Below are 23,769 nucleotides of genomic sequence, written 5' to 3'. Positions count from 1 at the left end.
TAATACACTAAAACTGTCTTATATTATAAAAGGATGAGCATCCAGTTCATCCCCATGCCAGCGCTAGTTTGCAACTAGTGCCGAGTAAGAGTAAGCAATAAAAATAATAGTATATAAAAACAGTAATCTGTGAAGTAGTAGATTACTGTTTTTCTTTTTTGAAAGTGACGTTTTCATTTTCTACATTTACGATGCGAGCGCGTTAAAACTTGAAAAAATAGTAAATGATAGTAGTACATCTAGCGTACAAAACACCTATTATACTGGAAACTATATTTACAAGAAAAGTTCAAGTTAATCACCTGTAGTGCTTACGTTCTTTAACACAGAAGAAGGTTATATAGAGCCATAATTTGATCAAAACAAACCGACAAAAATTGTTGGGTATAACCATACCTATCAGTACAAAGATCATCTTGGAAATATTCGACTTTCCTATGAAGATATAAATGGTGATGGAAATATCAGTCCTGAAACAGAAATCAAAGAAGAAAATCATTATTATCCGTTTGGATTAAAAATGCGTGGATTTAATAACCAAATAACTGGAAGAGATCATCAGTATGGATACAATGGTAAAGAAGAGCAGAATGAATTAAGTCTGAATTGGTCTGATTATGGAGCTAGAAATTATGATGCTTCAATTGGGCGTTGGATGAATTTGGACCCTCTAGCACAAAAGTATTTACGTTGGTCTCCTTATAATTATGTTACAAATAACCCATTACTTTTTGTTGATCCAGATGGAAGAAGTGTTACATTTGCTGGAGGCATTCAAGATTCTTATAAACTAATCAATGCTTTTCTTTCTACATTTGGTTCTGGACGTCTTGATTTAACATTTGACAAGGATGATGATGGTAATTTTACCGGAATAACGGTTTACAATTATGAGGCTGATAAAGATAATAGTATTAATAAATATTTGGAAGGAGTTGTTAATAATAAAAAGAATGTAGAAATTAAAAAAGTAATTACTGATCCAAAAAAAATTGAAGAAATTGATAGTAAAGGAGGGATGAGATTTTACACTAAAAATGGCAAAAAAGATGCTTATATAGGGATAGCTGATTATTGGTTTAGAGATTTCAAAGGGAAAAATGATCCTAGAATGACTGGAAGATATTCTTGGAAAGAAGATTCCAATAGTTTTTGGAGAGATGATTATTTACGTTCTAGACGAATGAAATTTGGAGAAGCTCTTGGTCATGAAATCATTCATTCATATCGATGGTTGTATAATGAACATAGCTTGCCTGGCAAGCATGATCCCAGTGGCTATTATGCTGAAGAAAACCATGTAATTGGAATTATGAATTCTTGGAGAGAGGAAAATAATATTAATAAAAGAGCTTTATGGGAATTTAAAGATTATAGCTGGTTTCATAATTATGCCATGGGAGTTCATGATGATTGGATAATGAAATACTTTAAGTATGATGATGTAAAAGATGTGACTTCTATGAAAACAGATAATTTTTAAATTAGCAGAATGAGAATAATAATAATATTTTTAGTTTTTTTACTTATATCGTGCAGCGAACATCATGATAAAGAAGAAATAGTAATAGACATAATGAAGACACATATTGATAGAATTGATGGCAAGTTTGATTATTACAGGCCCAACACTAATTATTATTTGGATTCCGTAATAAAAGGGGAAAAACCAAGTTATTTCTTTTCAAATTTTTCTGATTATTTTAATGCTGAATATTATGTTGAGTCAAATAACAGTAAATTAAGCAGGAAATATTACCACAAAATAGACAATAAAGACAATAAAGTCTTACTTACTTTAAATAATAAAAAAGATACTCAGAAAACTGTAGATTTTTATTTAGAATTGAAATATGGTGAATGGCAAATAATTGATATCATTTTTAGTAATAATAATACAGAATGATGGTAATGGGTTAAAATGGTGCTTTTGAAAAAAGCAAAAACTCAGTACTGATTATCCTCACGCTAGCGCTAGTTTGCAACTAGTGCCGAACAAGAGTAAGCAATAAAAATAATAGTATGTAAAAACAGTAATTTGCGAAATAGTAGATTACTGTTTTTCTTTTTTGAAAGTGACGTTTTCATTTCCTACATTTACAAGAAAAGTTCAAGTCAATCACCTGTAGTGCTTACGTTCTTTAACACCGAAGAAGGTTATATAGAGCCACAATTTGATCCAAAGCAAACCGATAAAAATTGTTGGATACAATTATACCTATCAGTACAAAGATCATCTTGGAAATATTCGACTTTCCTATGAAGATATAAATGGAGATGGAAACATCAGTCCTAAAACAGAAATCAAGGAAGAAAATCATTATTATCCCTTTGGCTTGAAAATGCGTGGATTTAATAACCAGATAACTGGAAGAGATCATCAGTATGGATACAACGGAATTGAAGAATCGAATGAGTTAGGTAACAACATGCTTGAAATGGACATGCGTCAGTATGATGCTGCTATTGCACGTTGGGTAGTTATTGATCCAGTGACACATTTTGACTATTCTCCGTATCAATCATTTGATAATAATCCTATTTATTGGGCGGATCCTAGTGGGACTGATGCCGAAGGCAGTGCTGGTAATAACATCATGGTTTTCACAGGGGATGACGCAATCGCGGCTTACGACATAATAAGAGATGGCTGGACTTCCGATAATAATAATAGTAATAATAGAAATGATAATGAGATAGATCCAGAAGAAGCTCAATGGATAAGAGCTGATACAAGAAATTTTGCTCATGATGGTATCACCTATAGATATGAATTAGTTGATGATGAAAAAAATATTCATAAAATTACATTAACAGGAATGTCATGGATAGTAAAACCAAGTCCACCATATTATGGATATAGACGTTATCGTGAAAGTGTAATTGAAGTAATAATTGAATCTAGTAAAGGAAATCCGAGAGTTGTTAGTTCTATTATGACAAATGGAATTTACTCGTGGGGAAAATGCGATAAAGGTCATTACCATAACTTTCTTGAAGGTAAACTTTACATAGAAGAAAATTACAAATCTCCTTTAACTAATTACGTTACTAACAAGTTGCTTAATGCTTTAGATGAAAATTCTAATTATAATCCATTTAATGGATCTCAATCTGTATCTAAAATGGTTGGTTATGTTATAGGAGGTATTGGTGCCGCGCAGCATTTTTCTAGATATGAACCAAAAAATAAATATTTAAAATTTTTCTTCAGACAAGTAAAACAATAGCTGCCGGAGTATTAGCAGGGAACTTTTACAGGGAAAATATTGATCACTCTAATAAAACAATAGAATTTAAACTTAAATAAAGATGAAATACTACTTATTAATAATATTTATAACATTTGCTTTAATTTACAGAATTTTGAAGTACCATACTTTCTTCAAGAAAAGAATAAGCTCTTTTGAAATTAACAAATTAATTATTAAAGTTGACAATCATTTATTTATGTTTATTTTTTTTAGCACTGTTCTTTTTTACAGTATTGAAATATTTGATAAATTAATCTTGTTCGTATTTATATTAACAATATTAACATTCTTTAGGATTGAAAAAGTAAATTAAAAATAACCTCCACGCTAGCGCTAGTTTGCAACTAGTGCCAAGCAAGAGTAAGCAATAAAAATAATAGTATATAAAACAGTAATCTGCGAAATAGTAGATTACTGTTTTTCTTTTTGAAAGTGATGTTTTCATTTCCTACATTTACAAGAAAAGTTCAGGGTAATCACCTGTAACGCTTACGTTCTTTAACACAGAAGAAGGTTATGTAGAACCACAATTTGATCCTAGTAAACCGACAAAGATTGTTGGGTACAACTATACCTATCAATACAAAGATCATCTTGGAAACATCAGACTTTCCTATGAAGATATAAATGGGGATGGAAACATTAGTCCTGAAACAGAAATCAAGGAAGGAAATCATTACTATCCGTTTGGACTCAAACATAAAGGGTATAATAACGGAGTTGTTGGAACTCAAAACAACCTTAAAACCTATCAAAGTCAGGAATTTACAGAAGATTTAGGATTAAATATTTATGAATGGAAATACAGAATCAGTGATCCTGCGATTGGTCGTTTTTGGCAAGTTGATCCCCTAAGTGAGAGTTATGAATGGCAATCTGTTTATTCTTTTGGATCAAATCAGCCTATACACGCAAATGAAATTGAGGGATTAGAAAATGCTGATGATAAAAGTTTAAACAATAGAATAGGTTCAGGGAATACTGCTCCAAAAATTACGGTTTCAGTATCACCCTATGGTATAGTGACTGATAACGCACCCAAAAATGATAAAATCTCTTCTGTAGCTTACTATAATGGAGCTTCTGGTATTCCTAGTGCTTTTAAAGAATTTTACCCTTCTGGAGTATATGCGCCTATAGAATTACCTGTGCTTGATTTTCTTAACACTGGAGATTTAAAACAAGGTGAAGAAAGTTCTAACATATCTAGAGATATTACTACTTATGCAGGAGCAAATGGTACACTAGGTAATTTCACAGCTACTCTTGAAGGAAAAATATCTTTAGATAATGAAGGCAATAAAGAATTTAATGGAATAGTCACTTTTAATGATATTTATGATTCTAATGCTGCTAACAGACCTTGGTTTGCAGAATTACAAGTAACAGTAGCAAGGAATGCATTGCCTGGAACTCCATTTTCAGTTACTGGACAATTGCCTGTTAGACAAAAATTTGGTGGAGTCTTAGAAGTCAAATCTGAAAATGGTCTTTATTATATTAATCCTGTTCGAACAGGTTTTGAACAAATGCCTGCAGCATATAGAGAAGCTGCAAAAATCGGGACAGCAGTTACAAATTAATAAAACAAAAAAAATAATTATGGGTTCAAAAATAAAATTATTAGTCTTAATCTTTTTAATAATAACTAGTTGTTCTGAAAAAGATTTTATTGGTAATTATGAAAAACATTTAAATATTTCCTTCCCAGAAGGGGTTAAAAAAATTTATACATCTACAGATATTAATTTTCAAGATTATACGAGACTAACAATTTATAAATTATCAAGTAGAGATGTGGACTCGTTAGTTTGGCAGATATTACCTAAACTCTGTGATTCTGTAGGCACAGACAAAGATTGTTGGGTAATTGAAAATAATTTCTTATATAATAAAATTTCTGATTCAACCAGATTAAGTGGATATGTAATAAAAGCTTTAATTACCTCGGAAAATGAAATACATACATTAATGATAAATGAAACTAAATTATAAGGGAATGGTGTAAATTAGGGCATAGCTTTAATTATAAATAACAGAAAAACAGTAGTTAATTAAAATGTTAATTGCTGTTTTTCTTCGTTATTTGATATGTTAGAAAATTCGAATGTTTCTTAAATCCCCACGCTAGCGCTAGTTTGCAACTAGTGCCGAGTAACAGTAAGCAATAAGAATAAAAATAATAGTATGTAAAAAATATAATAAATTTAAAGATAGATACTCAAACTACCAAGCTTGGAAAGATAAAGTTAAACGGGATGGATCGTATACAGTTAGTCCTGTTATGTATACTAATGACTTTAAAAAATATGAGCAAAATAAAGGTGTATATAGGTACGTAAAGAAGCCTGTTCTAATTAGACTGTTTGGAAATTAATTAAAAAATAATACTGTGAAAATCAAAAAAATCATATACTTTATTACAATAAATGTATTAATTATATGCCTCATAAGGTATATTTTCAAACCATTGTGTGAACCTTGTTTGCCTGAATACGACTGCCATATCTGTTATGGGAAAGCAGAAATAATAGGATATATTCTATTATTCATTTTAAATCTAATTTATCTAATAATAAATTATAGAAAGAGTAAATTATAGGCACTGAAGGAGTGTAGTAAACTAATTGATAACAAAATTATAGATTGTAAATAATTAAAAATCAATAACTCCCTTGCTCCCGCTAGCTTATAGCTAGTGGCAGGTATGAGTAAGCCTCAAGACTTAAAACAAAAGCTATGCTAATTTATTAGTATAGCTTTTGTATTTTGGAATATGATTTTTACAATAAGATCAATTCTTCTCAAATGGAAAATAAATGGTACACCATTAGTAATCGATATAAAAATTTATGCGGTAACTGTAAATTTGAATCTAAAGGGTTACAAAATTTAGATCATCATAATAGCATTTGCCCAAATTGTAATATTGAATGTATTTGGTTTTCTTTTGAAAAAGATAAGACTCTACAAATTATTCCTAAATATGCACCTGAACAATTTCAGAAGTTTATTAGTTGGTCGCAAAATGAATTAGATGAACTTGAATTCTTAGAGTTAATCGTAAATATCGAGGAATTAGCTAAAAATATTGGTAATGAGAACATCGGAAAGTAAAAAAGGAAGTATAAATATTGAAAATGCAATATTCTATTACATTAACAATCCAAATATTAACAAATACGCCTTTTTTAAAACCAAAAGTTTTCATGTAAAAATTGATGATTTAAAAATAATTGGTTTGTACCGAACTTTAAGTCTGGATGATGAATTAGACATGTTGATATTTATTGACCATAATGGCAATAAAAGTTACATTCCTATTTTTTATGATTTAGAAACTCCAAGTTTATTAATATTAAAAGAAAAATTTGAATTAAATCTAGATTTAATTCAAAAATCAGATATAGAAGATTATACAAATAAAAGAGCTATCATTCTTTACCCAAAAGAACTAGAAGGCTCAAGTTTATATAAAAAAAGTAGTATTTTGATTCGTATTTTAAAACTACTAAGAATCAAACCCATTGCAGATAGGAATCTTACCAATTCAGTTAAGTCTATAATAGAATCAATTAATACTTAAAATTCAACAAACAGCAACTCTTAAAACTAGATCAGTTAATATGAAAATTAAAGAGATCTACAAAAAAATAATTCCTTCTGATAACTATCAAAGCAGAAGAGATTTTTGTAATCATCATTTGATCGATAATCTTTCTGAGAAAGAAAAATTATTAATCGAAAATATGCTAATAGAAGATTTAAACTCAAGATATGATTTATTACTAATTGAAACACTGACTTACTTAAATTCTACAAAATCCATTAGTGTTATAGAAGAAAAGCTAAAAAAGATTAATGAAGCTTTTGATAAAATAGTTATTGCCCGATGTCTTTATAAATTAGAAAAAGATAAGTCCAAAATGATTGATTTGGCTTATGACAATTTTTTATTAATCACTAATGATTATATAAAGATTACTTTATTCTATTATCTAGTTAAATTTAATAGTAACAAAATACTTAAACTAGTCAAATCATATACCGGTAATAAAAATATATTACTAGCTCACAATTCTAAAGCAGCACTGCAAGAGGCACCAAGAGAATGATTGATACTTTAGAACATTTATTGAAAGAAAAAATCAATAAATTTGAACTACAAAACCCAACCATGAGAGAAATCTGCTTTACCATACAATGGAAAGAAATCCCAACAAATCAAGATGTCTTTATTGATCAAATGATAGATTTTAGCATTTCCAATGGTGTTTCATTCGCTGGAGGAATTGAAGAATTTTGCTTCTGTGTAGATATTGGAAAAGTTATTCCCAATCCGAACACATTAGAAACAAAATGTCGAGAATTTCTACATAAAACATACGGAGATAAGATAGCAACAATCACAGCAAAAAGAGTCTAGCAACCGAAGTACTTTCCTAAAGAACAAAATTATATCAATACATTCAATTACCTTCAATAGCTTCACAGTACCAATCTTTACCTAACTTTTCAGTCAATTCTTCACATTTTCAAACCGTTAGAAAAATGTATAAGCGTCACAAATAAGCAACATACGTTCTTTACCTTGTACTTGTCAATTATTCCCTATCCAACCTAGCTTATACATACTAATTGACACTGAAAAAGAACGTAGATGAAACTCAAGAAAAACTCAATACGCAAACACAAAGTGAATGCGTTTAACTTACAAGAAATACTAATAGTACTTGCTATTATAGGTATCTTATTATTACTAGCGCTTCCAAATTTAATGCCGTACATATCAAAGGCAAAAGCTATTGAAGCGCAAACACAACTCAAAGCGATTCATTCTATGCAAACGCAGTATCGCTATTTGTATTCTCGCTATTCCAATGATTTTAATGAAATCGATTTTGAACCGCCATCAACGGTTCAAAAAGGAGGAAATGCACGATACACTTATGAAATTATAAGTGCAGAAGGCTCTACATTCAAAGCACGTGCTGAAGCTGTAGAAGATTTTGACGGTGACGGCATTCGAAATGTCTGGGAAATTGACGAAAAAGGCAATCCTAAAGAAGTCACAAGAGACTAATGATTCTTATAAAAATCATACTAATTCTGTCACTTATGAGCATATTTTTTCAAGATATCAAAGAACGAAGTGTCTACTGGTTCCTATTTCTAATAGTAGCCTGTACTGCTGGTTATTTATACTATACACAGACTTTTTTAGCACTTTTTTGGAGAACTTCCATCATCAATATTGGAGTCATTAGCATGATACTTTTAGTGCTTCAAACGTATGCTAAACTCAAACTCAAAACAGACTTAAAAAATGTTTTCGGATTGGGTGACGCACTGTTATTTCTAGGATTATGTGTTGCATTTCCAATTGCGTCTTTCATCATATTTTTTGTGTTCTCATTATTATTTTCTCTGATACTGCATTTTGTACTCAAAAATCGTATGCAAGAAAACTCAATTCCACTGGCTGGATACATGAGCCTATTCTTTATAAGCATTTATCTATTTCACTGGACAGGATTCATCCCTAATCTATACAATATATAATGATGGAAGTACAAGATTATAACATACACGTTTCGCTTCAGCAATTAATCAGTGCTTCACAAGCATATCATTATCGTATTGTACCAATACAATATAAAAATGGAATCATTACTTTCTTGGCAGAATCAACAAATTCATCCTTACAAAAAGAGTTATCGATTGTTTTCAATGAAGATATTGCACTTGTAGAAGAAACAGCGGATACTATTGACAGATACTTAGCAACAAACTTCAGAAAAACAGCAAGTAGCAAGACAGAAGCTTTACACTATACAGATGATTTCTTAGAAAAAATTATCATTGCGGCAAAAGATATTGGAAGTAGTGATATTCACTTTGAACCTTACGAAAATTCATGCCGAATTCGCTTTCGTTTAGACGGAAAACTAAAAGAACAATATGTAATTCCATCATCGGAATATCCAGTTATTATCAACAAAATAAAAATTAAAGCACAACTTGATATTTCTGAAAAACGTTTGCCACAAGACGGACGTATTACAATAAATAACATACAAGGTGAATTTGACATTCGTGTATCTTCGCTCCCAACATTACACGGAGAAAAAATTGTACTTAGAATCTTAAGTAAAGATGCAAATCATATCAATCTGGCAGAATTAGGTTTTTCAGATGATGAACTATACACATATAAGGAAATCATCAAAAAACCGAATGGAATTATCCTAATTTCTGGTCCGACAGGTTCTGGAAAAACAACCACATTATACGCTACATTAAAGCTTTTAAACGATTCTGAAACCAATATTCTAACTATAGAAGATCCGATTGAATATACGCTAGAAGGCATCAATCAAGTGCAACTTAAAGAAAATATTGGACTAGATTTTTCAAGTACACTTCGCACCTTTTTACGTCAAGATCCTGATGTAATTATGGTAGGAGAAATTCGCGATGCAAAAACAGCCAATATGGCAATTCGTGCAGCATTGACAGGACATTTGGTATTATCAACAATTCACACAAACTCTGCCTGGGCAACAATTTCACGATTAATAGACATGGACATTCCTCCATTTCTAATTGCAAGTACGCTCAACATGAGTGTTGCACAACGTTTGGTGCGAAAACTTTGCAATCATTGTAAAAAAGAAGAATCCATTGAAAAAGCAACTTTACCCAAAGACTTTAGCATTCCAAAAAATATGCAAACGCATCATGTAGCTGTTGGTTGTAATGCTTGTTATCAAACGGGTTATTTAGGTAGAAAAGCTATTTATGAAATCATTCCGATTGACACGGAACTCATCAATCAAATCAAAAAAAACGAAACTGAAATTTCGGCATATCTGAAAGAAAAGAATATAAACTCATTAAAAGATAATGCGATAGCACTCATTCAAGATGGAACAACCTCCATTGATGAAGTGTATGCATTATTATCAAACTAAGAAATTATGAAAAAACTAGTGCTCCTCATACTATGCTGCTTCATGCATTTGATGGTTTTTGCTCAAGAGCAACCTCGCATTGAAGCCATTAAAAAACAAATTGAAGTCTTGGCGACTGATAATGTTGGATTTACTGAAAATGTAAAAACGGATATCAGCGTGAACAATGTTTCATTAAGCAGTTTTTTGCTCGCTGTGGCGGATGTTCATAAGCTTAACTTTAATATTTCGTCAGATTTAAACCAAATCTCGATCGCTACAAATTTTCCAAACGTAACGGTTGCTGATTTGCTAGTGTTTCTATGTAAGGAACATGAGCTTACGATTGAATTTACCGGAAATATTCTAGCCATAAAAAGATATATAAAACCAGCTGAAAAACCAGTTGAAAAATCAATTCCGATTGCCTACAGCATGAAGAATGATGTCATAAGTTTAGACATAAAAGGTGATACGCTGTATACAGCATTTAAAAAAATCATGGACAAAACAGGAAAGAATTTAGTCTTCTCTTCTGATATTGAAAATAGATTAATTACTTTTTATGTAAAAGATGCTTCTTTTGATGCCGCTATGGAACAATTAGCTTTCGCTAACAAACTCTACATGGAAAAAGCGAGTAATGGTTTCTACGTTTTTGAAGATGATGTGCAAGCGGTTGCAAGCGATCAATCAAATACAACAGCGCAAGCACAGCCAAGAGTACGAAGAAGAAAATCTAACTTTAATTTTAAAGTATTAGACAAGCAACGAAAAATGGTAGAAGTCGATTTTACCAATGTAGCCATTGACGCCGTAATTCATGATATTGGAAATGCACTCGAAATAGATGTATTTACCTCAACACCGCTAACAACAGCTGGAACGGCAAGTTTCAAGTCAAAGCGTATTTATTTTGATGATTTATTGACTAAAATGTTTGAAAGCAACCAAGGACAACCTATGGTTACGAATACAAATTCAGGGCGATCAAACACAAGTTCAAAAGGAAATCAAAATAATCAATCAATTCCTGGAGCGCAAGCATTTTTCACCTTCAAGAAAGATCGCAACATGTATATTTTTGGTACAGCAAATCAGTTGAGCTTACGAGAAATATCTGTAATTCCGTTAATGCATCGTTCTATTCAGTTATTAACAGATTCCAATGGTGGCGGAAACGCTACACGAGCACGAACAAGCAATGTTGGTCAAAATTCAGGTTTTGGTAGTGGAAATCAATTTGATTCATTTTCAGGCGGCGGAAATTCTGGAAGAAGAACATTAAGCAATTCAGGACAATCTAATCAAGGAAATGGAATTGGAAACATCAATTCTAGTCAGGCAGAAGCACTCATAAACATTTTACCTTCTGATTTAATTACCGATTTACAGATTGAAGCCGATTACGAACTGAATAGCTTTTATGTAAGTGGACCAAGTTCAAGCGTGAAACGTTTTCGAAATTTTATCGAAAAAATAGACAAACCTGTACCTGTTATTCTAATTGAAGTAATGCTTATTGATGTAAGTAAATTATCGGTAGTAGAAACAGGAATTAGTTGGGGAATTGGAAATCAACCTACACAAACTAGCGGAGGACTTTTTCCAACTACAGACTTAACACTTGGCGCAAATACAATCAACAGAGTTATTGGAGGATTTGATGGTTTTGGATCGTTCAATTTAGGAAAAGTAGTGCCAGAATTCTTTGCAAACATTTCAGCAATGGAACAAGATGGCGATATAAAAATTCGTTCTACGCCAAAAATTTCAACGCTTAATGGACATCGTGCAACCTTGTCTAATGGGACAACATCGTATTATGCCGTTACACAACGTAATATTTATGGAACTGACAATCCACAGACTTCAGAAATTACCAACTACTACCCTATTGATGCAGAATTGGGAATCTCTATCAAACCTATTGTATCTGGTGACGGACAAGTAACGCTTGATATTTTTGTGATTCAATCTACGTTTGGAAATAGAATCAGTGAAGATGCTCCGCCAGACATTAGCTCAAGAGAATTCAGATCTATTATAAGAATGCGCGATCAAGATATTGCTGTCTTAGGAGGAATTGAAGCAAAAGAAAAAAGAGACGAAGGAGAAGGTGTGCCTTTCCTTGCAAGAATACCTGTAATTAAGTGGCTTTTCAGTAAGCGAAAACGCAAAGATTCAAAATCAAAATTAACCGTATTAATCAAACCTACAGTCATTTATTAATGTTTGAAAAGTTAAAAACATATCTGTTATTTGGAAATACCTATTGCGGTATTGAGCACAATAGTCACAAAACTATTGAAGCTATTGTATTGCAAAAAAAGAAGGGTGAAGTTGTTATTGACGATACTTTTTCAGCCAAAAATGTTGAAGAAATTGCTCAAAAACTACCTAAAAAACAGCATGCTTTTCTTATCATCAATAATGATGAAGTACTAAGTAAATACATTCAAAGTACCGAAAAAGAAAATAATCGTTTGTTATTTGAGGCGTTTCCAAATTTAAAAATCAACGACTTTTACTATGAAATAGACACAAATAATAATTTACATGACATTGCAATTTGCAGAAAGTCAATCATAGACACTTTGATTGAAACGTATAGCAAACACAATATTACAATTGTTGGTTTTTCATTAGGAAATACAATGACTTCTTTTGTCAATGATTTTATGGATGTTCCTAGCTATTATACGTCGAATGCATTACTCACAAAAGAAGATGATACCATTTCGGGGATTACACTTTTAGACGATGTACCGAAACAAACTTATGAAATCAACGGATTAGCTATCCAAAATACACAATTGCTCACTTTTGCTGGAGCTTTATCTTATATTTTACAGGCTAAAAACACAGTTTCTAATTTTGAAGAAGAAGCAAACAAACTGATACAGACGTATAAACAACAACGATTTTTCAGTCAATTCTTTGCCTTTGGTTTAGGATTCATCTTATTTCTCTTATTGGCAAACTTTTTTGTGTTCAACTCTTACTACGCATCTGTAGAAACCATGAAACAAACTGCATCAGTAAACGGTTCACAAAAAGAAAAATTACTCCAACTAAAAACTACCGTTGATGAAAAACAAAAAACGGTCGATGATATCTTAAAAAATTCATCTTCTAGAAGTTCATATTACGTAGATGCGATTGCAAATTCATTACCAAATACAATTCAATTAGCAGCATTAAAATATCAACCTATAACAAAAAGAATCAAGAAGAAAGCGCCAATTCCATTAACTAAAAACATATTGTCAATTTCTGGAATATCAACAGATAGCGATTTATTTTCCGACTGGATTGAAACCTTAGAGAATTTTGATTGGGTTTTGAATGTCACCGTGATCAACTATGGTTCACAATCAAAAAACACCACTGATTTCTCATTAAAAATAAACATGTCCAATGAATAATACTTTAAAAAATAGATTGCTTGTTGGAGGATTTATAATTGCACTCTTTGTTTGCTATAAACTAGCAATAGCAAGTACTTTGGATGTAAAATCAGCGTATACAACATTGACAAAAGAGCAAAAAATATTTGAGAATACGCCAAAACAGATTGCCTTACTCAAAAAAAAGGAACAATACTATGATTCTATACTCAAGGTATATAAAATTGGTGGTACTTCTTTACAAAACAACTTATTAAACACGATTACTACTTTCTCAAAACAACATGATTTAAAAGTAGTAGACTTTTTAGAACCGCATACGCACAATGAAAAATCACTTGTGATCAATACGTATTCATTTACCGTAGAAGGTCACTTCAATAATATTTTACAGCTCATCTACACAATAGAGCAACGCACTAAATATGGCGAAGTGATTAATGTCTCCTATGAAAAAAAGCGAAATTATCGCAAAGGCACCTCATATTTACAAGCTCGAATTATGTTGCAAAACTTTGGATAAAATAATGAGTTCATAAAAGTAACGGAAATACATTCACCTTCTGTTTGTTTTAAACTTTTACGTTTTATTTGAAAGGAATTTTGTTTCCTAAAAAAACTCAACTAATAAAAAAACAGCCTCGTAAAACATTTAAATAATACTTATGAATGTATATAATACACTAGTTTTATTAGGTATCTTACAAGGAATTATTATTGGTTTTTATTGGTTAATAAAAAACAAAGATGTGACCTTTGAGAGCATGCTTTTATCTTTATTCATCATCAATCTATCTTTGTCTTTATATGAATCTTGGATAGTCTCAGAAGGCGTAATTTCAATGACTACGAATTATAAATTTGGAATTCCATTTCATTTATTAACGCTTACTACTTTTTACCTCTACATCAAGCATTATATTCATGCAAAACCCATAAAAAGAATTCATTATTTTATTCTTGTAAGTCCATTTGTTGCATCAATTGGATGGAAAATTTTATATCAATTCTTTATACTCTTAAATATTTCATTTTTTTCTTTTGAGTTACTTAAAGACTATTTAACAATTACACATAACATATTTTTAATCATATCTATAGTATACTTAATTGAACTCATTTTCAACTTAATTCAATATCAAAAAAAATCATCAAATGCCTCAAAAGAAGTGAAGAAAAAAATAACTTGGATCTTTTACTTCTTTTCCATTTTGTTTGGAGTGTTAATATTATGGTGCTTCCTTGCGGTTATTTTTACGAAAATGCATTATCTACGTTATCTAGCATTCATAGTAACTACTTTTATAATTTATTGGCTAAGCTTTACCAAAATGTATGAATTGAGAAAAAACACACGAACAGAAGAAGTAACACAAAAGGTAAATTCTAATAAAAAAACGAATACTTCTAAAATTAAAGTTAAAAAAGAAAAAGCTGAAAAAATTCTTGAAGGCCTAAAAAAACTAGAAGCCCAGAAATATTATTTACGATCTGATTGTACAATAATATCTATTGCCAAAAAACTGAAAACAAATAATACCTATGTAGCAAAAGTCATAAAGCTTCATTACCAAAAAAACTTTAATCAATATTTGAATGATTTACGAATTGAATATGTTATTAACCGTTTATCAAACGACACTAAACTCCGAAAATATTCAATAGCTTCCATTAGCAAAGAAGTAGGTTATAAAACTCCTGACACATTTACCAAACATTTCCGGCAACACACAGGAGTTCTTCCTTCTTCTTATATTAAGCAACTCAATAGATCATAAGGAACCTTTTTTCCTGTTTCAAAAACACAAATCATGCACTTACAGTTTCTAACAAATAATTACACTGCCCTATTTATCGGAAATTAGGGTATTCTCCTTTGATTTTCCATAAATTTTGTTGGTACTTTGAAGTATAATTCTTTAAAAAAGTTAACCGTTTGGAAATGATTTTTTTTCAAAAAAAATATTCCCCACTTTTCAAATTTGCGGTTCAACATCAACAAAAAAAATAGATCAGAAATCTTTAAAATAGATTGCTGCAACTACAGAATACAAGTTAGTTTATAATGTTTTTTATGTAAAAAATTGAAGAATTTTGACATGTCTTTTTAAGTAGAAATAAATACACACAATAGTATTCATTAGAAAAATGAAGCACCAAATTCATGGTTGCTTACAACAAACACGTAATCAAATTAAATATTAACATTAAAAACTTAAAAAATGAAAAAGTTAAAATCAACAATTTTTTTAACAATGCTATTGATGTCAGTCAATATAATGTTTGCACAGTTAACACCTGCACAAGAAACTCAACTACAAGATTTTTTAACAACCAATTCAGAACTTGTCAATGAACCTGTAGAAGAAATCATTTGCGAACCTATTGACGATATTTTTAATCTACAATGTCCGCAATATCAAGCTTTAGTAACAGGTAATGATTACACTGCTGCTATTGCGCAAGCCATTTCTGATGCTGATACAAATGGTGGCGGTGTAATTCTTTTTCCAGGAAATACAACAGTAGAAATAGACTCTGGAATCACTGTATATAGTAATATTACGTTTAGAGCTTCACATTCAATAGCTACAATAAAGTCTAGCAACGCTTTTACTGGAAATCAAATGATTATACTTTCTAACAGAGAAAATACATCTTTTGAAGGCATAAAATTTGATGCCAATAAAAGAACTAGAGGTATCGTTAGCTATGGATCGAATAAGAACATTGATGTTTTAAATTGTGTATTTGAAAATATGGTAAATGTTCATGGTTCTGGTGCAGGAATTTATTTCCAAGACATTCAAAATGTTACTATTAAAAATTGTGTATTTAGAGAAAGTAATTTTGGTATAGACATTCATAGGCGTAATAATGGAATACGCATTGAGAATAACACATTTGAAAATACTTTAACTAAAAATCCTATTCGAATCCAAGGAAATACAGATGCAACAAATCGACAATTTAGCGAGAATGTATGGATTTTAAATAATGATATCAAAATAGGGCGATCTACTTCCATAATTGATGAATTGAATGGAGAAAATCAATTCGTTAGAGGAGACGATGGCGTAGTTACTGGATTAGGAAATGTTAACGGAAAACCAGAAAGAGTAGTTAATGGTGTTACTTATCCTCAAGAGGACCATTATAACGCAGACTATTGGGCTTGGCGTTGGGGCGGAGGAATCGCACCAAGTGCTATTTATATAACTTCAGGAAATGGAGCTGGAAATCATGATTTAAGTGCTTATGTAAATTATCATCAAAATATAGTGATTGATGGAAATATAGCAATAGGTCCTGACTATGGATTTTTTGACGGCGGTACTGCTGATTTGTATAGTTTAAAAGATATTGTTAGACTTAAATTAACAAACAATATAGCAAGAAATGGAGGAGATTTAGGTTTTGCTATTGAGCGATCTAGAAATGCTATCATTTCTAATAATACTGCAGATAGAAATAATTCTTTTGGAATGGCAATAGCAACAACTCGTAATTCAATAATTTCTAATAATATTTTCGAGAATAATGCTTTAAGAAGAAATTTTATTTATAATAGCTCTCCGTATGGTGGATTAGTGCTATCTGGTTATAGTTTTAATAATATTATTGAAGGAAATAATTTTTATAGTTACTCAATTGCCGATGTGTCATTAGCTATTGAAGATGATTACACCGAAAGAGAATCTCCAACGCAATATTATGGAATTATTTTTAGAACAGAAAGCTATATAGATCCAGGTAGTGGCGATACTGATGAAGATGATGAAACAGTTATAGTAAGACCTAGCTCAAATAAGATAGGCGTTAATCATTATTCAGGGAATAGATGGGGACCAATTTATCAAGAGCACCCAGTATCAACACAAATAGTTGAAAATTTTGCTGCTACAGATTTTCCTAAAAATAAAGATTTCCCTGTAGGAACATGGTTTCGAAATTCTAACTTGAATAATACAGCATTGGGTTGGAGTGTTATTAATAGAGTTGAAACTACTATAGCTTCAAATTGGCAAGCAAATAGTAATCCTAATGTTTCTAATCCCTTTTTGATTGAAAATAATGATGGAGGAACTGTTCAAGCTAATGATGTTATTGGTATTATGTTAGATGATGGAAATATTCATTGGTCTACCATTGATATACTTACTATGTCAGGCGATGACTATTTAATCACTTTAGATACCAATCCAGTTTTAAACGTATCTGATGCTATTACTGATCCTTCGGCAAAAGCTTCTTGGGGCATGGGAAGAGTTATTATATTGAGATGGCTAACAGTCACAAAATAATAAACCAATAGTTATATACTCATAAATAATTATTGAATCATAGAGCAATCATAGTACTTATTTTAGTACTGTGATTGCTTTTTTATGTTTAATTATCCTCCTAAAACAGTTCCTAATTTGAACATTGGCAAATACATTGCTATCAAAATAATTCCAACCATTACGCCTACAAATACAATAATAAGCGGCTCCATGATGGTAGACATCATTTTAGACTGTCGCTGTACTTGTTCGTGGTATTGTACATTTAGACGATCAAAAATAAACTCTGTTTGATTGGTTTGTTCTGCAACTTTTACTAGCGCAATCATTTTGTCACTAAAAATAGGATGAGAAGCCAAACTTTCACTCAACGTTGCTCCTTTTAAGATAGAAGCTTCTACACTCGTTAATGCATCCTGCAACGGGTAAAAAGCAATCATTTTTTTTACGAGTTGAATACTATTAATTACAGGAACCTTTGATGCAGAAAGTAATGCAATGGCTTGTGTAAATTGTGATAAATACACGGTTTTAATAAAATTTCCAAAAAATGGCAACTTCAAAAGTAAAGAATCTTTAAAACGACGATACCATTCTTGTTTGTTAAATAAAAATCGAGAAGCAAATAAGGAAATCATCCCAAAAATAATCACCAAACCATACGATTTCATAAATTCAGAAACACTGATGATAAAATTTGTAATGCCTGGTAATTCCACTTTATTCTGTTTAAAAATATCCTGAAACATAGGAACTACAAAATGCAACATAAATAAAACTACTAAAAAAGCCGTACTAAAAACGATGATTGGATATGTTAAGGCACTTACCACATCTCTACGTTGTTGATTTTTTCTCGCAAAAAAAGCACCTAATTGCTTTACAACTGCCGCCAATGTTCCTGTTTCTTCTCCAATTTTAATCGAATAATACTCGTATTCTGTAAATGCTTTGTGAGTTCGAATCGCTTCAGACATACTTTGACCTTCAATTAAATCGGCCACAACAATTTCTAAAATGTCTTTTGTTGCTTTCTTATTTTGAGAATTAAGCAGCAATTCCAATCCTTCTTTTAAAGAAACTCCAGCATTTAAAAGTACTCCAAGTTCAGTATAGAAATCTTCTTTCAACTTGTTTGAAAATCCATTCCCGAATAGCACAATTTCTTTCTGTAAAATGGAAGACCATTCCGATTTTTCCTTAGTTGCAATGCCTTTTTGTTGTTGTATGTTACTCAATTTAAAACTCATGGATTCATATACGTATTTGCCGTATTTCGCTTAAAAATAAAAATGGATTTACTTTTAAACTCTTTATCGGTCGTTAACTTAAAAGCATCTACCCTACTTGATCTGGTGGTTTCGCCTTTAAAATAAAATAGTTTATCAGTCACAGCTACGTTGAATGTATCTGTAGCTTTCTGAATATGAGTTGCTTCAAATTTGTAGCTTACCGTATCAATTTCAGAAATAAAGTGTAGTGTTGATTCACTTTCATCATACTGAATGTGGTTTGATCTATTCGTGTCTATATATAACGATTGCTCTAAAAGAGTGATATTGCTTGAATTCTGAAAATTCGTTTGGATGGCGTACATATGTTTTTGCACTAATTGCAATACAGAAAAAGCGATTCCTGCAACAATAACCGTAAGTAATACTACAATCACCATTTCGCTTAACGTAAATGCTTTTATTTTATGTACATCTTTATTCATAGCGTTCTACATAAATTGTTTTTCTACTTTCTTTATGAGAAGCTTCTACACGTATTTTTGTGTGCTCTCTTTCAATAGAAATGTACCAATCATCTAACTCATCTTCATAAGGAATCGAAATTTTACCATGTCTTGATAAGTACATCAATTCAGACATATGATTTTCAACCGCATCTGTATTATTTCTAACTGTGTTATTAAAAAGTGAATTCAGTAAAAACGTTGAAATCATAAACACAAGCACAATCAAAACTGTGGCAACCAAAGTTTCCATCAATGTCGCAGCTTTTATTTTTTTTAATACAACCATTTTACAACTTTATAATTTAAATTTTCAAACGGAAAACCTACATATTCATCCATTAATTCACTACTCGAAATGACTCCATTATACATATGATTTTGATAAACAGAACCTGATTGTTTAGTAATAAATCCGCTTGTATAGAGGCTTCCATAAACACTTCCTAACAATTCTAGTTGTTGTTCACAGTATACCAAACCTTCAATTTTTGTGCTCTCTTTTAATAATACTTGTGGTTCAAATCGAACCGTAGTGTTATCTTGTAAATAACAAACCATTCCTTTGATCGTTGTATCTTCATCAATAAAAATATTCTTCTTTTTTGTCAAATTAGAAGTCAGTTCAACATCATCTTCAGCAAGTAATACCAAGGCTGAAGGATAATTCAATTCACAATTTTTCCCTACAATAATTTGTTGATTGGCAATTGCTTGAAATACACCTTTGGTATTGTCTTCTATCTCTATTTCGGGAGCAATCAAAATAACGTCTTTTAAAACGCTTGAAGCTGCTACTTTTATTTTTGTATTGGATCGAATAACAATGTTTCCAACCAACTTCACACGAAACAAATCCAATTCACTATTAGAGAATATTGTTTTTGTTGGTTCTCTAAAAGAATTTGTATACGTTTTATTTGGCTTTAGATCAATATAGCTTTCATTGTTTACAGGAAGTGATTTTCCTTGTAGAAAAATCAATTGTTCTTTCAATTTTGCTGGGAACTTTGGTAATTCTTCTTTACTTTTTAAGATGCTTCCGTACACAAGTTTATTTCCATAAAAAGAAGTTCCAGAAATTGTTCCTGCTCTAACTCCTTGTTTTGGAAGATAGGCTTTCCCTTCTATCTTTGAATTTCCAACGACAACAAGAGGTCTATTTGTTTCTTTTAAGTACAAAGCCGTACGTTTTTCAACTGACTGCCAACCGCTTACTAAGGCTATTTTTTCAAACCTTTTTGCTTTCATACTCATTTCGGCATACATTTTCCCATACATGCCCCAATATCCAGAATGTAACTTAGAAGTCATGTTTTTTTCTTCGTCAATTACATTAAGAATCGTATCTCTTTCAACAGAAAAATCGACTAAACTCTTAATAAGTGTATTTTCAGTTTGCTGAATTGTCTCTATTAAAATATCTGATTTTTTGGCAAACATGGAATGCGAATGAATCAATATCATAAAAACAGAAAGCAGTACCGCAATGATTGCTGAAATCATAATGGCAAATTGTAATGAACCTGCTTTTACTTTATAAAATTTCATAATTTACTTTGAAACAGAAATCGTTTTTCTTTTTCCTTTGAAAGATATCGTTACTGATTTTTTATTTCCTTTAATAAGTTTGACATCTGTAATTGTTTTCCCAACTCTAAAAAGTTGTTGTGTTCCTGCAACGTCTATAATGTATATATTTTGAGCGCTTCTTTGTTTTGAAATCACTCCTTTATAACGCAGTTGTGGAAAAATTACTGAGTCTTTTTTAACGCTTGCTACCCTTTTTACTCTAGCGCTTTTTTTGCTGTGGTAAGGTTTTCCCAAAAATGGATCACGATGTGTTGTATCAATACTGAATGTATCTTTTGCAATCGTTTTTTTAGGAGTAAAACTTACACTCGAATCTGCTATAATTACAGGTGAATCATCTGTATTCAATTTCGAATAAATCTGATAGCCTATAGTTCCCCAAATTCCTAAGACAACTGTTAATAGAATATATGTCTTTCCTTTTTTTTTCATCATTCTATTGTAAATGAATACGTGGAATACAATGATGCATAATCACTATTGACTGCGCGTACACGCCATTGATAGGAGTTTCCTGCTTCTAATTGTACAGAAACAGAATTGTCGGTAACTGTTGAATCTCTTTCGAGTTGTAGAATATTTTCAAAATCAGGACGTGCAATTTGTACCTGATAATGCGTTGCGTCTTCGACAGGATCCCAAGAAAGTGTTAATGTTGTAATACTAAGATTTGCATTGTCAAGCGGTGCAACAAGATTTACAGTATCGTCAGTAATATCTTGCACTTCTATTATATCAGAACAACTGGTCATTACCAAAAGTACCAATATACTATATACGTATTTTTTCATTTGTTTATTTTTATATGTTTAATTATTCTACTTGTTAAAATTCGCCTGTGATAATATCTGTTGGGTTAGGCAGATTGTTAAGACGTATCCTATAACTACAATTTAAAGAGATCGTTCTTTTGAATTGCCTTTTCTGACTTTCGATGTGTATTTGGCGGACAACCTTCTGAATCACTTACAATATCAGCGATCACCAACTTATGTCTATTATTTTCTTTCCAACAAAAACTAGATGTTTGATATGTAAACACAACTCCATCAGAAAAATCTAACAACTGTTTTTCTCCATTTAGATTTGTAAGTTGTAAACTAAACTTCTTTGAAGGAGATTGTACTAAAAAAACTTCCGTTGCTTTTTTTAATTGATTCAATTGTTTTTCAGAAAATGCTACAGAAATACTCGTTACCATTTGTGCATCTTTCTTGTGTTCTAGATAAGATCGTACTCCTGTATTCTTTGTATTGTTTAACTCATCAGTAATTGCAACACGATCTACAAACTGTAATAACGCATATGTTGGTTTCACTTTTAATGAATCAGAAAAATTAAGTGCTACCTTTTGTGTTCGTTCATTAGCTCTTGCAAAAGCTTTAAATGTTTGTTTTGAAAAAGAAACGGACTGGACACTTAACTTCAATTCTTTTTCGAAAGTTGGTATCGCTATACTTTCATAAGTATGGGCAATCAAAGTTCCATTTAGCAAACCAATTGAACCTAATTCAACAGAAGTTTCAGTAAGTATTTGCGGTTGTTTATTTACCGAAACAGTTTTACAACTTACGCCTAAAAGACAAAGAAAAATAACGATTATATACTTGCTCATATTCACAGTTTATTTCAAAAATAGAGAAACATATCTCTACTCCATAAAATAATGTATAAGCGTAATTTTTAGCTCTATATTGATAGATAAACACACAAATAAGGTCTTTTTAAGTGAAAGTCTTAGGTAAAAATATACCAGAAAATAGCTTATTTAAAAGTCTAAAATCACCGATTCCTTTTATGAAAATAGTTTGAAAAAAACATCTTACTGCAACTACAGAAGCTACAACCAAAATAGACCTAATAAGTACTCCTTTTTTAACACTTTTGCCAACGTTGGTAGATAAGCTTCGATATTTTCATTAACATAAGTTTAACAAGTGTAATCTTATCTTTTTAATGATTTTCTACGCTCGTTGGTCAAGATTCAACGCTTACACAAAATCTTTGTGCGCAACATTCTAACAGACTTACTTTAGAATACAAACCCCATCCCCAACCACACATTTTTTGAAGAATTAATCACAAAAATATCTTGGTATGATACACGTAGAAAATAGATCCAAAAGAAAAAAAGAAATCTTCAATAACAACAATTATATCAGAATTGGAAGTAAGCACAAAGGTGAATATATACTCAAAGAAAGAATTGTATACATCGAAGCTTGTGAAAACTATTCATGGCTACATCTTAGCAATGGTACAAAACGAATCAGCTGTAAATCTATTGGACATCATGAGGAACATCTAATTCATGACGGATTCATTCGCATACACAGGTCATTCCTAGTGAATTTATGTCACTTAAAATTGTACGAACCAAAATATCGTTTGATGCACTTAAAAGGTGAAATCATACTGCCAATGAGCTTTAGAAAAAATAGAATGCTCACCAAACAAATAAAAAATCAAGAACTCTCAATGCCACTGAGAATGGCAGTATAAACAATATGCTCAACACAAAATAAACATTTACAC

General features: G+C 31.1%; 25 protein-coding genes and 1 pseudogene. 19 read left to right on the top strand and 7 right to left on the bottom strand.

Translation table 11 applies throughout. The features are described 5' to 3' along the window. The first annotated feature begins 520 nt into the window (after window positions 1-520). The 18 genes and pseudogenes from ACOQOS_RS17035 (at window position 521) to ACOQOS_RS16950 (ending at window position 17,921) form a co-directional block, all read left to right on the top strand. Window positions 521-1,483, top strand: a complete 963-nt coding sequence (locus ACOQOS_RS17035; RefSeq protein WP_420571676.1) for an RHS repeat domain-containing protein — start codon at window positions 521-523, stop codon at window positions 1,481-1,483. Between the two features lie 9 nt (window positions 1,484-1,492). Further along, on the top strand, window positions 1,493-1,906 hold the full coding sequence (locus ACOQOS_RS17030; protein WP_420571675.1) for a hypothetical protein: 414 nt from the start codon (window positions 1,493-1,495) through the stop codon (window positions 1,904-1,906). A 268-nt stretch (window positions 1,907-2,174) separates the two neighbouring features. Then, complete coding sequence (locus ACOQOS_RS17025; RefSeq protein WP_420571674.1) at window positions 2,175-3,230, top strand: RHS repeat domain-containing protein; 1,056 nt, start codon at window positions 2,175-2,177, stop codon at window positions 3,228-3,230. Between the two features lie 578 nt (window positions 3,231-3,808). Beyond that, window positions 3,809-4,123, top strand: a pseudogene (locus tag ACOQOS_RS17020) (RHS repeat-associated core domain-containing protein); the annotation flags it as partial. 153 nt (window positions 4,124-4,276) lie between these two features. After that, window positions 4,277-4,837, top strand: a complete 561-nt coding sequence (locus tag ACOQOS_RS17015; RefSeq protein ID WP_420571673.1) for a hypothetical protein — start codon at window positions 4,277-4,279, stop codon at window positions 4,835-4,837. A gap of 19 nt (window positions 4,838-4,856) precedes the next feature. Next, complete coding sequence (locus tag ACOQOS_RS17010; RefSeq protein ID WP_420571672.1) at window positions 4,857-5,249, top strand: hypothetical protein; 393 nt, start codon at window positions 4,857-4,859, stop codon at window positions 5,247-5,249. Between the two features lie 813 nt (window positions 5,250-6,062). Beyond that, the gene (locus tag ACOQOS_RS17005) at window positions 6,063-6,371 is read left to right on the top strand and encodes a hypothetical protein (protein WP_420571671.1); all 309 of its coding nucleotides are present in this window, start codon (window positions 6,063-6,065) and stop codon (window positions 6,369-6,371) included. Next, window positions 6,352-6,840, top strand: a complete 489-nt coding sequence (locus ACOQOS_RS17000) for a hypothetical protein (protein ID WP_420571670.1) — start codon at window positions 6,352-6,354, stop codon at window positions 6,838-6,840. The genes ACOQOS_RS17005 and ACOQOS_RS17000 overlap by 20 nt, the downstream gene beginning before the upstream one ends. 40 nt (window positions 6,841-6,880) lie before the next feature. Beyond that, window positions 6,881-7,369, top strand: a complete 489-nt coding sequence (locus tag ACOQOS_RS16995; protein ID WP_420571669.1) for a hypothetical protein — start codon at window positions 6,881-6,883, stop codon at window positions 7,367-7,369. Beyond that, window positions 7,366-7,680 carry a hypothetical protein gene (locus ACOQOS_RS16990; protein WP_420571668.1) on the top strand — a complete coding sequence of 105 codons (315 nt, stop codon included), beginning with the start codon at window positions 7,366-7,368 and terminating at the stop codon, window positions 7,678-7,680. Before ACOQOS_RS16995 ends, ACOQOS_RS16990 begins: the two co-directional genes overlap by 4 nt. 234 nt (window positions 7,681-7,914) lie before the next feature. Then, entirely contained in the window at window positions 7,915-8,337 is a 423-nt protein-coding gene (locus ACOQOS_RS16985) for a type IV pilin protein (protein WP_420571667.1), read from the top strand. Between the two features lie 35 nt (window positions 8,338-8,372). Further along, on the top strand, window positions 8,373-8,816 hold the full coding sequence (locus tag ACOQOS_RS16980; RefSeq protein WP_420571666.1) for a hypothetical protein: 444 nt from the start codon (window positions 8,373-8,375) through the stop codon (window positions 8,814-8,816). Between the two features lie 2 nt (window positions 8,817-8,818). After that, the gene (locus ACOQOS_RS16975) at window positions 8,819-10,228 is read left to right on the top strand and encodes a GspE/PulE family protein (RefSeq protein WP_420575158.1); all 1,410 of its coding nucleotides are present in this window, start codon (window positions 8,819-8,821) and stop codon (window positions 10,226-10,228) included. Between the two features lie 6 nt (window positions 10,229-10,234). After that, window positions 10,235-12,439, top strand: coding sequence for a type II secretion system protein GspD (locus ACOQOS_RS16970; protein ID WP_420571665.1), 2,205 nt, complete (start codon window positions 10,235-10,237; stop codon window positions 12,437-12,439). Further along, window positions 12,439-13,635, top strand: coding sequence for a hypothetical protein (locus ACOQOS_RS16965; RefSeq protein WP_420571664.1), 1,197 nt, complete (start codon window positions 12,439-12,441; stop codon window positions 13,633-13,635). The genes ACOQOS_RS16970 and ACOQOS_RS16965 overlap by 1 nt, the downstream gene beginning before the upstream one ends. Beyond that, window positions 13,628-14,140, top strand: coding sequence for a hypothetical protein (locus ACOQOS_RS16960; RefSeq protein WP_420571663.1), 513 nt, complete (start codon window positions 13,628-13,630; stop codon window positions 14,138-14,140). The genes ACOQOS_RS16965 and ACOQOS_RS16960 overlap by 8 nt, the downstream gene beginning before the upstream one ends. Before the next feature lie 142 nt (window positions 14,141-14,282). Continuing rightward, window positions 14,283-15,395 (top strand): helix-turn-helix domain-containing protein, encoded by a 1,113-nt coding sequence (locus ACOQOS_RS16955; protein WP_420571662.1) that lies wholly within the window; start codon window positions 14,283-14,285, stop codon window positions 15,393-15,395. Between the two features lie 444 nt (window positions 15,396-15,839). Next, window positions 15,840-17,921 carry a right-handed parallel beta-helix repeat-containing protein gene (locus tag ACOQOS_RS16950; protein WP_420571661.1) on the top strand — a complete coding sequence of 694 codons (2,082 nt, stop codon included), beginning with the start codon at window positions 15,840-15,842 and terminating at the stop codon, window positions 17,919-17,921. Window positions 17,922-18,013: 92 nt separating this feature from the next. On the opposite strand, the gene ACOQOS_RS16945 is transcribed toward ACOQOS_RS16950, so the two are convergent. From ACOQOS_RS16945 to ACOQOS_RS16915, 7 genes are all read right to left on the bottom strand, one after another. Further along, window positions 18,014-19,153: a type II secretion system F family protein gene (locus ACOQOS_RS16945; protein WP_420571660.1), complete on the bottom strand. Its 1,140-nt coding sequence runs from the start codon at window positions 19,151-19,153 to the stop codon at window positions 18,014-18,016. Then, the gene (locus ACOQOS_RS16940) at window positions 19,150-19,620 is read right to left on the bottom strand and encodes a hypothetical protein (RefSeq protein ID WP_420571659.1); all 471 of its coding nucleotides are present in this window, start codon (window positions 19,618-19,620) and stop codon (window positions 19,150-19,152) included. Before ACOQOS_RS16940 ends, ACOQOS_RS16945 begins: the two co-directional genes overlap by 4 nt. Continuing rightward, on the bottom strand, window positions 19,613-19,930 hold the full coding sequence (locus ACOQOS_RS16935; protein ID WP_420571658.1) for a hypothetical protein: 318 nt from the start codon (window positions 19,928-19,930) through the stop codon (window positions 19,613-19,615). The genes ACOQOS_RS16940 and ACOQOS_RS16935 overlap by 8 nt, the downstream gene beginning before the upstream one ends. Continuing rightward, the gene (locus ACOQOS_RS16930; protein ID WP_420571657.1) at window positions 19,918-21,192 is read right to left on the bottom strand and encodes a hypothetical protein; all 1,275 of its coding nucleotides are present in this window, start codon (window positions 21,190-21,192) and stop codon (window positions 19,918-19,920) included. The genes ACOQOS_RS16935 and ACOQOS_RS16930 overlap by 13 nt, the downstream gene beginning before the upstream one ends. 3 nt (window positions 21,193-21,195) lie before the next feature. Further along, window positions 21,196-21,669 (bottom strand): hypothetical protein, encoded by a 474-nt coding sequence (locus ACOQOS_RS16925; protein ID WP_420571656.1) that lies wholly within the window; start codon window positions 21,667-21,669, stop codon window positions 21,196-21,198. Then, window positions 21,666-22,025, bottom strand: a complete 360-nt coding sequence (locus ACOQOS_RS16920; RefSeq protein ID WP_420571655.1) for a fibronectin type III domain-containing protein — start codon at window positions 22,023-22,025, stop codon at window positions 21,666-21,668. The genes ACOQOS_RS16925 and ACOQOS_RS16920 overlap by 4 nt, the downstream gene beginning before the upstream one ends. A gap of 95 nt (window positions 22,026-22,120) precedes the next feature. Next, on the bottom strand, window positions 22,121-22,849 hold the full coding sequence (locus tag ACOQOS_RS16915) for a hypothetical protein (RefSeq protein ID WP_420571654.1): 729 nt from the start codon (window positions 22,847-22,849) through the stop codon (window positions 22,121-22,123). Window positions 22,850-23,331: 482 nt separating this feature from the next. Here ACOQOS_RS16915 and ACOQOS_RS16910 point away from each other — a divergent pair, with 482 nt between their 5' ends. Then, on the top strand, window positions 23,332-23,736 hold the full coding sequence (locus ACOQOS_RS16910) for a LytTR family transcriptional regulator DNA-binding domain-containing protein (RefSeq protein WP_420571653.1): 405 nt from the start codon (window positions 23,332-23,334) through the stop codon (window positions 23,734-23,736). The last annotated feature ends 33 nt before the right edge of the window (window positions 23,737-23,769 follow it).

The sequence above is a fragment of the Kordia sp. genome (assembly GCF_965224175.1).
Taxonomy (GTDB): domain Bacteria; phylum Bacteroidota; class Bacteroidia; order Flavobacteriales; family Flavobacteriaceae; genus Kordia.
Note: the sequence above shows the minus strand (reverse complement) of the source record. Positions and strands in the feature narration are given on the sequence as shown.